We start from the raw sequence: 13,642 nt of genomic DNA on the forward strand, positions 1-13,642 counted from the left end.
ACTACAGCGGACCGAACAGCCAGTTGCCGGCCGCGTTCGGGTCGGCGCTCGTGTAGTACTGCCGGGCCGCCTCGACCAGCTCGCCCACCGAGAGGCTCCCGTCGTGGTCGCGGTCGAGCCGCTCGAAGGCGACGTCCACGTCGTCGTGCGGCGTGCCGAACGCGGTCAGCATGACCCGGAACTCGGCCGGTCCGACGGCCCCGTCGCCGTCGGCGTCGCACAGTTCCGCGATCGCCTCGGCGGCCGGCCCGAACACCGCCTCGAACCGGTCGCCCTGGACGAACGCCGAGGTCATGCCGGCGCGGAACTCCTCCGGAGAGATCGCGCCGTCGCCGTCGGCGTCGATCTCGGCCGACAGGGTCTGCCAGATCGACTCGAAGCCGTGGACGAGCCTGCTGCCGGTGGGCGAGGTCGGCGACTCGCCGAAGCCGACCAGGATCCGGGCCCCGAGGCCGAGCAGGTCGTCGCGCTCGATCTTCCCGTCGCCGTTCACGTCCATGTGCGCGAAGGCGCGGTCTAATTTGTGCTTGAGAAGCTCAGTGCTCATCTTGACCCCCGTGTTACGTCAAGAACTCAGACGGTTACCGTAAGTGACGATAGCGGGGTGATTCCAACAGCCATTCCAGGTAAGCCCTGGGAATGGTCAAGAAAGCGCACGCCACCTGGATCACCTCACGGGAGGCGGCGAAGTCGAGGCCGTGCCGTTCCACGACCACGGGAATCGCGCGGGCGGCGGTCCACAGCTCCTCCATCCGGGCCACGACACGGTCGATCACCCACTGTTCGGCCGCCTCGCCGCGCGGGACCGGGGCCGCCGCCACGTAACCGCGCCCGGAGGCCAGGTCGTCGCACCAGACGGCCACGTCGGCGCTCGCCTCGACGACCGCCCGCCACTGCGCGCTCTCCCGGACCGGCGCGGGCACCTCCACCCCCGTGCAGGGCTCCACCAGGTCGGACAGGCACCGGCCGAAGCGGGCCCGGCCCAGCGCCGGGTAGTCCTCGGCGGACGGCGCCACGGTGTCGAGCAGCGCCGCGTGCTGAGCGGCCAGCCCGGCCAGGAACCGCTCGCGCCACCCGTCGCCCATCCCGGGCGCGCAGACCCGCCACAGGTCGGCGAAGGCCCGTTCCAGCGGCGGGCCCGGCTCGCCGCCCCCGGCCACCGCGAGCACCCCGGCGAACGCCGAGGGCTTCTCGCGGAAGCGGGAGGTCCAGATCAGCCAGCGCGCGAACAGCGTTGCCGTGCCCATGCCGTACCGGGCGAAGGCCCGCCCGGCCAGCAGGTGCGCGCCGGCGCCGGGGTCGGCCTCCAGGCCGACCCTGCGGGTCCACTCGATGACCGCGGCCTCGATCTGGTACATCGACGGATGCATGGGGCACGGGGCGGCCATCGCCGCCAGCCGTTCGGTGAGCGGGGCCGGCAGCGCGGCCCCGCCCGTCGGTCTGTGAACTCCGGTGCGCATCGTCTCTTCCCCCGAATAGAACTTCAGCGGCTCCCGGCGCACACTGTAGGAGGGGACGGGGCGAGGCACGCGGAGGCACGACGGAGCAGGTCACGCGCGGGCGTGACGGGTCCGATGCGGCATCTCACCGCTCTTCCTCGTAACGTGTGCGAAACACGGAGCGGGCAGACTGGTAGAAGGCCAGACGTGCCGCACCACGTCGGCGTCTGCGATGAAGGAGAAGGCTTTGGACCGCCAGCAGGAGTTCGTTCTCCGCACCCTTGAGGAGCGCGACATCCGGTTCATCCGGCTGTGGTTCACCGATGTGCTCGGGTTCCTCAAGTCGGTGGCGATCGCCCCGGCCGAGCTCGAAGGGGCTTTCGCCGAGGGCATCGGCTTCGACGGCTCGGCGATCGAGGGCTTCGCCCGGGTCTACGAGTCGGACATGCTCGCCAAACCGGACCCGTCGACCTTCCAGATCCTGCCCTGGCGCAGCGAGACGCCGGGCGCGGCCAGGATGTTCTGCGACATCCTCATGCCGGACGGCTCGCCCTCGCACGCCGACCCGCGCTGGGTGCTCAAGCGCACCCTGGCCAAGGCCTCCGAGATGGGCTTCAGCTTCTACACCCACCCCGAGGTCGAGTTCTTCCTGCTGAAGAACCGGCCCGAGCGCGGCGCGCGCCCCGAGCCCATCGACGACGGCGGCTACTTCGACCACACCCCGCACAGCTCCGGCCACGACTTCCGACGCAACGCGATCATGATGCTGGAGTCGATGGGCATCTCGGTCGAATACAGCCACCACGAGGGCGGTCCGGGCCAGCAGGAGATCGACCTGCGCTACGCCGACGCGCTCACCACCGCCGACAACATCATGACCTTCCGGCTGGTCATGAAGGAGGTCGCGCTGGAGCAGGGCATCTGGGCGAGCTTCATGCCCAAGCCCTTCACCGAATATCCCGGCTCCGGCATGCACACCCACATGTCGCTGTTCGAGGGCGACCGCAACGCCTTCTACGAGCCCGGCGCCGACTACCAGCTCTCCAAGGTCGGCCGCTCCTTCATCGGCGGCCTGCTCGCGCACGCCGCCGAGATCACCGCGGTCTGCAACCAGTGGGTGAACTCCTACAAGCGCCTGTGGGGCGGCGCCGAGGCGATCGCCGGAGCCGGCGGCGAGGCCCCGAGCTACATCTCCTGGGGCCACAACAACCGCTCGGCCCTGGTCCGGGTGCCGATGTACAAGCCGCACAAGAGCGGCTCCACCCGTATCGAGTTCCGCTCGCTCGACTCGGCCTGCAACCCCTACCTGGCCTTCGCGCTGATCCTGGCCGCGGGCCTGAAGGGCATCGAGGAGGGCTACGAGATGCCCCCCGGCGCCGAGGACGACGTCTGGGCGCTGACCTCGGCCGAGCGCCGCGCGCTGGGCATCCAGCCGCTGCCCCAGTCGCTGGACGAGGCCATCGCGGTCATGGAGCGCAGCGAGCTGGTCGCCGAGACCCTCGGCGAGCACGTCTTCGACTACTTCCTGCGCAACAAGCGGAGTGAGTGGAACGAGTATCGCCGCCAGGTGACGGAGTTCGAGCTCGGCCGGTATCTTCCGGTGCTGTAAGCCCAGGTCGGCGGCATATTCTCCCGGCGCGCGGGCCCGGTTCGCCGTGGCCCGCGCGCCGGTGGGTCCAGCCGACTCCCTCGCACCGGACGTACGATCTCAATCGTTTCTTTACGGGACATCTCGCGAGCATTATGATCTTCCTCCTGGCTGGCCCTGATGATCATCAGGCCGGGTTTCCATGCTGATGGGGCAGTAAAAGACGCCCCGTGACTGGACAGGGAGATCTGCTATGAGGCGCACACTGATCGCGTTAGGCATCGGATTGGGTCTGTTGGGCTCCACTGTCGTCTCCGCACCGGCCCAGGCCGCGAGTGCGGTGAAAGTCCCTCTGGCCCTTACCGTGCCGACCGCTCAGCAGGTCGCGGCGTTCTGGCTCGCCGACGGAGCCGCCAATCTGAAGAACGCCACACCCTACGCCGTGCAGACCGTGGTCCAAGGGGAACGGGTGTCCACCCCCGTCGTCCCGGACGGCGTGCCCGGCCAGATCGACCCGCTGCCGCCCCTGCTCTCAGAGGAAGGGCAACCGTCCACGACCTGGGGCAAGGTGTTCTTCGTCGGCGCCGACGGTCAGGCGCACTGGTGTACGGGCACCGCCATACAGTCGAAGTACCGCAACCTTGTCGCCACGGCCGGTCACTGCGTGTACGACCCCCAGAGCGACGGCGCCGCACTCGACAAGTGGGTCTTCGTTCCCGGCTACTCCGAGGGGACGATCCCGTGGGGTCTGTACGTCGGAAAGCAGGCCCTCACCCATTACGACTTCGACGTGTACGCGGACTACGGCCGCGACTTCGCCTTTGTGAACGTGTACAACGGCGTCGTCTCGTCCTCCGCCGGCGTGCTGACCGACACCGGGCGTCTGACTGAAACCGTCGGCGGGCAGGGCTTCGCCTGGAACCAGACGTCGACCCCCTCGGTCGACGTCTTCGGCTATCCGGCCGGCCCCCACCCTGACGGAACCCGGCCCTACACAGGCCAGACCCTTGAATCGTCCACCGGACTGACATTCACCATGACGCTCTCCGGCATCTCCGCCGATCAGCCCATCGGTGTCGACTCCCCGTTCACCGGTGAAGGCTCTCTCGGCTCCTCCTGGCTGTACGGCTACAGCAGCGAAAGCCGCACCGGCTACCTCACCGGCATCACGATCAGCGTCTCCGACACCGACGGCGACAACCGCTATGACACCGGCGTCTCCCCCTACTTCGACAGAGAGGCGGCATTGGTCTACAACACCGCCGCCAGCCTTTGGACCGGCTCCATCAGGCGGACCGGCTCCATCGCGTAGACGGCGCCCTACACCGCCGCATCCGTAAGCGCGCCGAGTGGCGCGAATACCGCCGCCAGGTCGCCGAGTTCGAGCTCGGCCGCTACCTGCCGGTCCTGTAAGGGCCCTCCCGCCGGGAGGGTCGGCGAGATATCAGATCAAATCCAGGGCGTCGCAGAGTTTCCCGGCTATATGCTCGGCGCCGTGCCCACGGGCGCTCCCTCCGGGGCGCCCCGCCGGTACGGCCGGCCGGCATGACGGGCCGGCCGCCGGCCGCGAGGCGGGCGCTCCACCGCGACCTCGGACCGGACGGCATGCCGTCCGGCTCCGGCCCTCCGGAGACCGTCGGACCCCTGGTTCGCCGTGTGTGCAACGACTCCGGTAAAATCGGTCGGTCGGTTTAGAGGGATTTTTGACGATCAATAGCCATATAAGGCAATAGGAGGTGCGGTATGACGACGGCTGCCGAGCTGCAGACCATGTTGTCCGTTCCGGCGCGTTTCCGTGGGCCCGAGGGCACCGCGAACGGCGGATGGATCGCGGGCACGGTCACCGAGGCGTCGCACGGCGCCCGGCACGACTCGGCTGTCGAGGTCACGCTGCACGCACCCACGCCGCTGGAGACCGAGCTGGATCTCCGCCACCTCGCCAACACCGCCACCCTCACCCGTGGCGACACCCTCCTCGTCGAGGCCATCCCGGTCGCCGAGCGGCTCGACGCCCCGGCGTTCGTGCCCTTCAACAAGGCGGCCCTGGCCGAGAGCGGCTTCGCCGGGCTCACCGGCCACGCCTTCCCCGGCTGCTTCGCCTGCGGCATGCGCGACCCGGGTGACGGCCTGCGGATCTTCCCCGGCTCGGTGCCCGGCACCGACCTGGTCGCCGCCGGCTGGCGGGTGCCGATGACCGTCACCGACGAGGACGGGACCGTCCCCGACGCGATCATCTGGGCCGCTCTCGACTGCGTCACCGGCTGGGCCCACTTCGGGCCCGGCGAGTCGGCCCTGCTCGGCCGCCTGACCGCGCAGGTCCACCGCCGGGTCTACCCCGGCGGCACCTACTCCGTGGTGGCCCGCTCCACCGGCCGCGAGGGCCGCAAGCTCTTCGGCGAGAGCGCCGTCTACGAGGTGGACGGCACCCTGGTGGCCGCCGCCAAGGCCGTCTGGATCGCTCCCGCCTGACCCGCCTGACCCGTGCCCCGGCCGGGTGATCTCCGGCCAGAACGGCCGGGGCACCCTGCGCCGGGGACGGCCGCGATGGAGGTGCCGCCGTCCCCGCCGGTCACCGGACCAGACGGTCGGCGACCAGTGAGGCGCAGCGGTCCTCCATCAGGATCGTGTAGTGGTTGCAGTCCTCGACGAGCTCGTCCTCCAGGGCGGGCAGCCGCCCGGTCCAGGTGGCGGCCAGCTCGTCGGGGATCATGCCGACCGGCTGGTCCAGCAGTCCGCGCGGGGCCCGCAGCAGGGAAAGCGGCGACTTCACCGCGTGCAGCGCGGCGCCGATCTCCTCGCTCTCGGTGAGCAGCCACCGGCCGTCCTGGCGGACCGCCTCCTCCCGAGCCCGCGAGCGCACCGCGCCCTCGGGGCCGGCCGCGTCGTAGCGGACGTACTCCTCCACCCGGTCGTTCCAGTTGCCCGCGAAGGCGGGGTGGGCCTTGAAGAAGTCGACGTAGGCGTCGGTGCTCGGAAAGGTCTGGCCGAGCCGGGCGATGGCCGGGCCGAGCGTGGCCGACAGGACCGTGTCGGGGTCCAGGCCCGGCGGCAGGGGCAGCGGGAGCCCCCCGTCGACCAGCACGACCCTGGCGTAGTCGCGGCCGGCCGCGGCGAGGGCGGCGACGTAGGCGCCCATCGAGTGGCCGGTGAGCACGATGCCGGACTCCGCGCCCAGGGACCGGGCGACCAGGCCGACGTCCTCGGCGTGCCGCGGCAGGCCGTACGGGCCGGGCAGCTCGGCGCTGTGGCCGCGGCCCCGCAGGTCCATCGCGACCAGCGACCACTCGGCGGGCAGCCGCCGCGCGACCCCGCTCCAGGCCATGAGTGAGGCGGTGATGCCGTGCACGGCCACGATCAGGCGGGGCCCGGTGCCGAACCGGGCGACGCGCAGCCGGCCGCCGGGGACCTCGACGTCGCCGAAGACAGGGTTCAAGGAGTTCTCCTCAGGATCTGCAGGACGGATCACCCGCCGGACGGCGGCCGGGTCTCGCCGGCCGCCGTCCCGCGCCGCTCCACGAGCACGGCCGTTCCGCCGGCCGGTCGATCGTCTGACATCGCATTCATGGTGGCGGGTGTCCTCCGCCGGGGTCAACGCCCGTCCTCCCGCTCTCGTGGCCGGTAAGCACCGTGGGGCACTATGGGTCCTCAGCCCATAATTGCCCCATGAGGATTACTGTCGTTGAGCACGGAGCCGACGCGGGCCTGGGCTTCTTCGCCGGGTGGCTGGCCGGGGCCGGGGTCGGGTGCGAGGTGGTCCGGCCCTACCTGGGGGAGACCGTGCCGGAGCGGGCCGATGACGGGCTGATCGTGCTCGGCGGCGAGGCCGCCGCCTGGGAGGACGAGCGCTACCCCTGGCTGCCCGCCACCCGTGACCTGATCCGGAGCTCGGTCGAGGGCGGCGTGCCGACCCTGGGGATCTGCCTGGGCGCTCAACTCATGACGCTGGCCTGCGGCGGCTCCGTCGAACGGGGCGAGCACGGCCTGGAGGTGGGCGCACGGGAGATCGTCCCGCTCCCGGAGGCCGGCGCCGACGCGCTGTTCGCCGGCCTCGGCCCCGCCCCGGCCGTGCAGTACCACGGCGACGCGATGACCCGGCTCCCCGAGGGCGCGGTACGGCTGGCCACCGGCGACCCCTACCCCAACCAGGCATACCGGCTGGGGGAGAAGGCGTGGGCGGTGCAGTTCCACCCGGAGGCCACCGCCGAGATCTTCGCCGGCTGGACCGGCGACTCGGCCGACCACCTGACCGCCCTGGGTCACTCGGCCGAGGAGCTCGCCATGCAGGTGAAGGAGGCCGAGGCACGTCTCGCCGGCACCTGGCGCCTCCTCGCCGAACGGTTCGCCGCCGTCGTCCGATCCGCGTGACCGGATGATTACGTTGCGAATCCGCCACCGACGTCGCACACTTTCAGGATTGGCGTGTGCGGCGACGCTCCGGGGCGCCCGGGGTGTGAGCCGGACCGGGGAGGGCGGGCCCAGGCGCGGCGCCCGCTCCGTGCCTCCGGCGGGGAGCCGGAGGCGTGCGCGACCGCGGGCAGGCGTGCGCCTTGTGATCCGTCGGGGTAGGGATGGGGAAGGCCGCCAGTGCTTGCGATTGAGGATGATGGAGGGTCGGTGAGCGCCGTGCCCCGCATGCAGACGACCGCCGGGCGGCTGGCCCGGCTCGGATTCGCCGACGGGGCCAGGGCCGAGCGGCTGCTCGACGAGCTGGGGCCCGAGGCGGTCGGCGATCTCGGCCTGCTGGGCTCCCTGGTCGCCGCGGCGGATCCCGACCTGGCGCTCACCTCGCTGAACCGGCTGGCCGAGCGGGATCCGAGCGTCCTCGGAGCGCTCCGGTCCGATGCCGGCCTGCGGGCGCGGCTGCTCGGCGTCTTCGGGGTCAGCTCCGCCCTGGGCGACCATGTGGCCAAGCATCCCGAGCATTGGAGCCTCCTCGGCGGCGCGCATGCCGTACGGCGTCCGACCGCGCAGGAGCTCCGCGCCGAGCTGCTGCTCGCGGTCGGCGCGGAGCCCGACGACCCCGAGCCGCGCGCCGCGGACGCCGGCACCGCCACCCTGGTGGCGCTGCGGGTCGCCTACCGGGGGCGGCTGCTCCGGCTGGCCGCGCGGGACGTCACCGGCGAGGCCTCGCTCACGGAGTCCACCGCCGAGCTGTCCGACCTGGCCGGGGCCGCGCTGGAGGCGGGGCTCGCCGTCGCGCGGTCCGAGCACGCCGAGTCCGGCTCGGTACGGCTGGCCGTCATCGGCATGGGCAAGTGCGGGGCGCGCGAGCTCAACTACATCAGCGACGTCGACGTCGTCTTCGTGGCCGAGCCGTGCGAGGGCGTCGACGAGACCAAGGCACTCCAGTCCGCCACCCGCCTGGCCCAGGGCATGATGCGCGCCTGCTCGGCCAGCACTCCCGAGGGATCGCTGTGGGAGGTGGACGCCGCGCTGCGCCCCGAGGGCAAGGCCGGCCCGCTGGTCCGCACCCTCGCCAGTCACCAGGCCTACTACCGGCGCTGGGCCAAGACGTGGGAGTTCCAGGCGTTGCTGAAGGCCCGGCCGGTGGCGGGCGACTCCGAGCTCGGCGAGCAGTACGTCGCCGCGATGAACGAGATGGTCTGGCAGGCGGCCACCCGCGACAGGTTCGTCGAGGATGTGCAGGCCATGCGCCGCCGGGTCGAGGAGCACGTCCGCGCGGGCGAGGCCGAGCGGCAGCTCAAGCTCGGGCCGGGCGGCCTGCGCGACATCGAGTTCGCCGTCCAGCTGCTCCAGCTCGTCCACGGCCGCCTGGACCCGCTGCTGCGCCGCCGCGGCACGCTGTCCGCGCTGGCCGCCCTGTCCCGGGGCGGCTACGTCGGCAGGGAGGACGCCAAGGCCCTCGCCGAGGCATACACGTTCCTGCGCCAGGTCGAGCACCTGATCCAGCTGCACCGGCTCCGCCGGACCCATGTGGTGCCCGAGGACGCCGGCGACCTGCGCCGGCTCGGCCGGAGCCTGGGCATGACCAGCGACCCGGTGGGGGAGTTCACCACCCGGTGGAGGCGGCACGCGATGGAGGCCAGGCGCCTGCACGAGAAGCTCTTCTACCGGCCGCTGCTGCAGGCCGTGGCCCGCCTGCCCGAGTCCGAGGCCCGGCTCTCCACCGCCGCCGCGCAGGCCCGCCTGGAGGCGCTCGGCTACACCGATCCGGCCGGGGCGCTGCGCCACATCAGCGCGCTGACCAGCGGCGTGTCGCGGCGGGCGGCGATCCAGCGGACCCTGCTGCCCGTCATGCTGGGCTGGTTCGCCGACGCCCCCGACCCCGACGGCGGCCTGCTCGGCTTCCGCCAGGTCTCCGACAAGCTCGGCGCCACCCCGTGGTACCTGCGGCTGCTGCGCGACGAGACCGCGGTGGCCTCGCGGCTGGCCCGGCTGCTGGGGACCAGCCGTTATGTGACGGGCCTGCTGCTGCACGCCCCCGACGCGGTGGCGATGCTCGGCTCGGACACGGAGCTGGCCCCCCGGCCCGCCGAGGCGCTGCTGGCGGAGGCGCGGGCCACGGTCGGCCGCCATCCCACGGAGGCCGAGAGCGCGGTCGCCGCGGTGCGGGGGCTGCGGCGCAGGGAGCTGTTCCGTACGGCGGTCGCCGACCTCACCGGGCACATCGACATCGAGCAGGTCGGCCAGGCGCTGTCCACGCTCAACGACATGACGATCCAGACCGCGCTGGACGCCGCGATCAGCAAGGTCGAGATGGAGCGGCGCACCCCGCTGGGCACGAGGTTCGCGGTGATCGCGATGGGCCGCCTGGGCGGGTTCGAGTCCTCCTACGGCAGTGACGCCGACGTGATGTTCGTGCACGCGCCGCTTGAGGGGGTGCCGGAGCGGGAGGCCACCGACGCGGCCTTCGCGGTGGCCAACGAGCTGCGCCGCCTGCTGGCCCTGCCCGCCCCCGACCCGCCGCTGCTCATCGACCCCGACCTGCGCCCCGAGGGGCGCCAGGGGCCGCTGGTCCGCACGCTCGCCTCCTACGCGGCCTACTACGGGCGCTGGTCGTCGCCGTGGGAGTCCCAGGCGCTGCTACGCGCCCGCCTCTCCGCCGGGGACCGCTGGATCGGCACGGCCCTGCTGGAGCTGGCCGACCCGTTGCGCTACCCGGCCGGCGGCATCCCCGACGCGGCCGTGCTGCAGATCAGGAAGTTGAAGGCGCGGATGGAGGCCGAGCGGCTGCCCCGCGGGGCCGACCCGGCCCTGCACACCAAGCTCGGCCCCGGCGGGCTGTCCGACGTGGAGTGGGTGGCCCAGCTCATCCAGCTCCGTCACGCCGGGCGCCTGCCGTCGCTGCGGACCACCCGGACCCTGGAGACGCTGCGCGCGGCGGTCGCCGAGGGCCTGCTGACAGCCGCCGACGAGGCCTCGCTCACCCAGGCCTGGCGGTTCGCCTCGCGCGTCCGCGACGCCATCGTCCTGGTCCGGGGGCGCGCCGCCGACTCCATCCCGGTGGATCTGCGCGAGCGCGCGCTCATCTCCCGCGCCATGGGCTACCCGCAGGACGCCAGCGAGGATCTCGTGGACGACTACCGCCGCGTCACCCGCCGGGCCCGCCGGGTCATGGAGCGCGTCTTCTACGAAGACTGACCCGTTTTCCGCTGATCGCATTGCGCCGGGAGTGGCGGGCGTGTATCAACGGTGCGGGTGATCCATTTTGATATCCGTTTACATTGACCTGGCCATCGGCCTGGTGCTGGCCTTCCTGCTCCTGTCGCTCATGGTGAGCGGGATCAACGAGGCATTCGTCCGGCTGTTCGGGATCCGCAGCAAGTTCCTGTGGGCCTACCTCCGCGACACCATGGACGGCGGTCCGCGGGAGGGCGCGTCCTGGATCCCGGCGAAGGTGGCCGACGTCTTCGCCAAGCTGCCCTTCTCCAAGGACGACCCGCGGCCCAGGCACGAGCCGGAGCCCGCGCCGCCGGTGGTCGAGCCGGTCCCGGTGGATCCCACCGCGGTGCTCGCCGCCGAGACGCCCGCGCCGCCGGTCGACATGACCGGGCGGCTGTACGGACGGCTCCAGGAGATCGACCGTCCCACGGGGGCGCGGACCAGCATCTCCGACATCCCGCCCGAGCGGTTCTCCGGTGCGGTGATGGAGCTGGTCTCCGCCGAGGAGGGCGGGGTCGAGGGCCTGCTCGCCAAGCTGGAGGCCATCGGCAGCCCGCTGGCCGGGCACCTGCGGGGCGTCTGGGAGGGGGCGCAGCGGGACCTGGGAAAGTTCCGCAAGGGCGTGGAGACCTGGTTCGACGGGGAGATGCAGCGGCTGTCCACGCTGTACCGCCGCTACGTCAAGTGGGTGGTGTTCGTGCTCGGCCTGCTGCTGACGTTGCTGTTCAGCATGGACGCGCTGGAGTACGGCAAGACCCTGCTGCGGGACAACGCCTACCGGGCCGGGGTGGCGGCCATCGCGAGCGGCGGCCAGGACGGTCTGGGCGCGCTGCGGGACAAGTGCGCCGTGGAGGGCGCCGCCGAGCCGTACGCCTGCGTGACCGAGTCCTTCAGCTCCCCGGCCCTGGTCAAGATCTTCGACCATGCCGTCGTGAGCGTGACGATCCCCCCTGACGGTTCGGAGGACCCGTCCTTCAACTGGAACGGCGCCGTCTGGTGGGAGCGCCTGATCACCCCGGGACACTGGCCCGGTTACCTGATCAGCGTGGTCGCGCTGCTGTTCGGCGCCTCCTTCTGGTGGGACGTCCTGCGCCGGCTGACCGGCATCCGGGGCCGGCGCCCGTAGTCTTTCCGGGGCCTCCCCGCCGGCGCTGAAACCCTCCGGCGAGGGAGGCCTTTCTCACGCCCGGCTCCGGGCGGGGGCCTCTAGCGCAGCTCCGCCAGGACCAGGTCGACCTGGGGGAGGGGGTCCGGCCCGAACGGGCGGAGCACCACCGTGTCGGCCCCCGCCTCCCACAGCGACCTGACCTGGTCGGCGGCGACCTCGGGGGAGCCCACCGCCATCACGACCTCGTCCGGATCGACGCGCAGGAACTCCGCGGAACCGGCCGCCAGGCGCGCACCCACCGCGGGGTCGCCGCCGACGTACAGATGGGTGAACACCACCAGTTCGTGACCGTCTCCCCCGACCGCCTCGCGTGCCTCCCCGATCCGGGCCGGGCCGACCCCCTCGGGCAGGATCGTGCCCTGGGCCACCCGCCCGGACAGCTCCAGCGAGCGGGGCCGTACGACCCCGGCGAGAACCGGCGGCGCGGTCGCGGGCGGGTGCACCAGGCTCACCCCGTCGATCCGTACGGCCCGGCCCTGGAGGGTGACCGTCTCGCCGCGCAGCAGGGCGCGCACGGCCACGACGGTCTCCTCCAGCAGGGCCAGCGGCGAGGGGGCGAGCGCGCCCACCTGCCGCATCCAGTCCTGGACGCCGTGGCCGATCCCGGCCGCGAGACGGCGCGGGTGCATGCGGGCCAGGTTGCCGAGCTCCATGGCCAGCAGAGCCGGATTGCGCAGCGGCGCCGGAGTGATCCCGATGCCCACGCGGAGCCGCTCGGTGACGGCGAGCGCGGTGGCCGCCGACGAGATCGACCCGGTCCAGCCCAGGTCCTCCACCACCCACACGTCGTCCACCTCGGCCGCGTCCAGGTGACGGCAGAAGGGGATGAGCGACTCCGGGGGCAGGTCGCGGTCGAACATCACGCCCAGGCGCATGTCTCTCCTACAGGTAGCGGAAGTATCCGGCGAAGCCCTTGACCGCGGTGAGGGAGTCGATCCGTATCTCGGTGCCGGTCTTCAGCGCGTTGACCATTCTGCCCTGGCCGACGTAGATGCCCACATGGTGGGTCTTCACCTTACGCTTGCCGATCTTGCCATAGAAGACCAGGTCGCCCGGCCGCGCCTTCGCGGCGGGTATCTCGGTGAGCCGCCTGATGTGGTCGTCGGTGTTGCCCGGTCCCAGGACGTCGCGGCCGTAGGCCAGGCGGTAGACCCATCTGGCCAGCCCGGAGCAGTCAAGGCCGCGGGTCCTGGTGGCGGGGCAGGGGAGGATCGCGCCGCTGTAGCCCTGACAGGTGCCGAGGGAGGGGCCGGGGACGTCGTCGTGGCCGCCGCCCCACGAGTACGGGATCTCGCCGCCCGTCCACCCCGGCTGCTCCTGCCCGGCCTCGATCGCGTACGCGATGGCCGTCACCCGGTTCAAGGTGACGGGCAGGAGCGGTATCGAGCCGCTGAGGACCATGAGGGCTCCTGCGAGCACGGTCGCCGCGGCCAGCCGGCGACGTTTGGAGACCCCCGGATGCCGCCGTCCATCCCGGGAGATCCCGGTCACGTCCACTCACCTCGATTTATCGCCGTAAGTCAGGATCATTCTGCCTAATGTGCCGCTGTTCCGCGCTGTCCGCCTTCTCCGCCGTTTCTCAGTCACAGTCGTCGATCTTGAATTTCTTTCCAGGCTTCGGTGATTTCTGCACCGTCCGGGGAGCCTGCGGCCCCTTGGAGACGGTGGCCCGCTATGGCGCCGCGGTCACCGTGCCGCCGGAGGCGGCGCACGCCCGCTCGTCGCCCGCGCCACAGGCGACGGCGGTGGAAAGGACGATGAGGACGATTCCTGTGACGCCGGTGATACTGCGAAACACGGTGTTCTCCTGACAGAGCATTCTCT

The 13,642-nt window shown here is 71.9% G+C and carries 12 protein-coding genes; 6 read left to right on the forward strand and 6 right to left on the reverse strand.

The annotated features are described in order from the left end of the window. Position 1: 1 nt before the first annotated feature. The gene (locus BM085_RS12885) at positions 2–547 is read right to left on the reverse strand and encodes an EF-hand domain-containing protein (RefSeq protein WP_031167725.1); all 546 of its coding nucleotides are present in this window, start codon (positions 545–547) and stop codon (positions 2–4) included. A gap of 34 nt (positions 548–581) precedes the next feature. After that, positions 582–1,460, reverse strand: a complete 879-nt coding sequence (locus tag BM085_RS12890) for a terpene synthase family protein (protein WP_093887240.1) — start codon at positions 1,458–1,460, stop codon at positions 582–584. A 226-nt stretch (positions 1,461–1,686) separates the two neighbouring features. Between BM085_RS12890 and BM085_RS12895 the strand changes: the two genes are divergently transcribed. The 3 genes from BM085_RS12895 (at position 1,687) to BM085_RS12905 (ending at position 5,496) form a co-directional block, all read left to right on the forward strand. Further along, on the forward strand, positions 1,687–3,048 hold the full coding sequence (locus tag BM085_RS12895; RefSeq protein WP_086575665.1) for a glutamine synthetase family protein: 1,362 nt from the start codon (positions 1,687–1,689) through the stop codon (positions 3,046–3,048). A 343-nt stretch (positions 3,049–3,391) separates the two neighbouring features. Further along, positions 3,392–4,339, forward strand: a complete 948-nt coding sequence (locus tag BM085_RS12900; protein ID WP_245789291.1) for a trypsin-like serine peptidase — start codon at positions 3,392–3,394, stop codon at positions 4,337–4,339. Between the two features lie 431 nt (positions 4,340–4,770). Continuing rightward, on the forward strand, positions 4,771–5,496 hold the full coding sequence (locus tag BM085_RS12905) for a hotdog fold domain-containing protein (RefSeq protein WP_093887242.1): 726 nt from the start codon (positions 4,771–4,773) through the stop codon (positions 5,494–5,496). 100 nt (positions 5,497–5,596) lie between these two features. Here BM085_RS12905 and BM085_RS12910 read toward each other — a convergent pair whose 3' ends face one another. Then, a complete protein-coding gene (locus tag BM085_RS12910) occupies positions 5,597–6,460 on the reverse strand; it encodes an alpha/beta hydrolase (RefSeq protein ID WP_093887243.1) in 864 nt (287 codons plus the stop codon). A gap of 230 nt (positions 6,461–6,690) precedes the next feature. Between BM085_RS12910 and BM085_RS12915 the strand changes: the two genes are divergently transcribed. The 3 genes from BM085_RS12915 to BM085_RS12925 all read left to right on the forward strand — a co-directional run bounded on the left by BM085_RS12915 (position 6,691) and on the right by BM085_RS12925 (position 11,776). Next, a complete protein-coding gene (locus BM085_RS12915; protein ID WP_093887244.1) occupies positions 6,691–7,392 on the forward strand; it encodes a type 1 glutamine amidotransferase in 702 nt (233 codons plus the stop codon). Between the two features lie 267 nt (positions 7,393–7,659). Next, positions 7,660–10,629 (forward strand): bifunctional [glutamine synthetase] adenylyltransferase/[glutamine synthetase]-adenylyl-L-tyrosine phosphorylase, encoded by a 2,970-nt coding sequence (locus tag BM085_RS12920; RefSeq protein ID WP_177245098.1) that lies wholly within the window; start codon positions 7,660–7,662, stop codon positions 10,627–10,629. A 67-nt stretch (positions 10,630–10,696) separates the two neighbouring features. Further along, the gene (locus tag BM085_RS12925) at positions 10,697–11,776 is read left to right on the forward strand and encodes a hypothetical protein (protein WP_093887246.1); all 1,080 of its coding nucleotides are present in this window, start codon (positions 10,697–10,699) and stop codon (positions 11,774–11,776) included. Positions 11,777–11,856: 80 nt separating this feature from the next. Here the strand turns inward: BM085_RS12925 and BM085_RS12930 are convergent, their stop codons facing one another. The 3 genes from BM085_RS12930 to BM085_RS46800 form a co-directional block, all read right to left on the reverse strand. Further along, a complete protein-coding gene (locus tag BM085_RS12930; RefSeq protein ID WP_093887247.1) occupies positions 11,857–12,693 on the reverse strand; it encodes an LLM class flavin-dependent oxidoreductase in 837 nt (278 codons plus the stop codon). A 7-nt stretch (positions 12,694–12,700) separates the two neighbouring features. Beyond that, a complete protein-coding gene (locus BM085_RS12935) occupies positions 12,701–13,309 on the reverse strand; it encodes a C40 family peptidase (protein ID WP_093887400.1) in 609 nt (202 codons plus the stop codon). A 181-nt stretch (positions 13,310–13,490) separates the two neighbouring features. Next, positions 13,491–13,616: a hypothetical protein gene (locus BM085_RS46800; RefSeq protein WP_281249842.1), complete on the reverse strand. Its 126-nt coding sequence runs from the start codon at positions 13,614–13,616 to the stop codon at positions 13,491–13,493. Between the last annotated feature and the right edge of the window lie 26 nt (positions 13,617–13,642).

This window comes from Streptosporangium canum (assembly GCF_900113865.1).
Classification (GTDB): domain Bacteria; phylum Actinomycetota; class Actinomycetes; order Streptosporangiales; family Streptosporangiaceae; genus Streptosporangium; species Streptosporangium canum.

Coding starts and splice junctions, on each gene's coding strand:
- BM085_RS12920 (WP_177245098.1), top strand. CDS start 7,660: ATGCAGACGACCGCCGGGCGGCTGGCCCGGCTCGGATTCGCCGACGGG.
- BM085_RS12915 (WP_093887244.1), top strand. CDS start 6,691: ATGAGGATTACTGTCGTTGAGCACGGAGCCGACGCGGGCCTGGGCTTC.
- BM085_RS12905 (WP_093887242.1), top strand. CDS start 4,771: ATGACGACGGCTGCCGAGCTGCAGACCATGTTGTCCGTTCCGGCGCGT.
- BM085_RS12890 (WP_093887240.1), bottom strand. CDS start 1,460: ATGCGCACCGGAGTTCACAGACCGACGGGCGGGGCCGCGCTGCCGGCC.
- BM085_RS12885 (WP_031167725.1), bottom strand. CDS start 547: ATGAGCACTGAGCTTCTCAAGCACAAATTAGACCGCGCCTTCGCGCAC.
- BM085_RS12930 (WP_093887247.1), bottom strand. CDS start 12,693: ATGCGCCTGGGCGTGATGTTCGACCGCGACCTGCCCCCGGAGTCGCTC.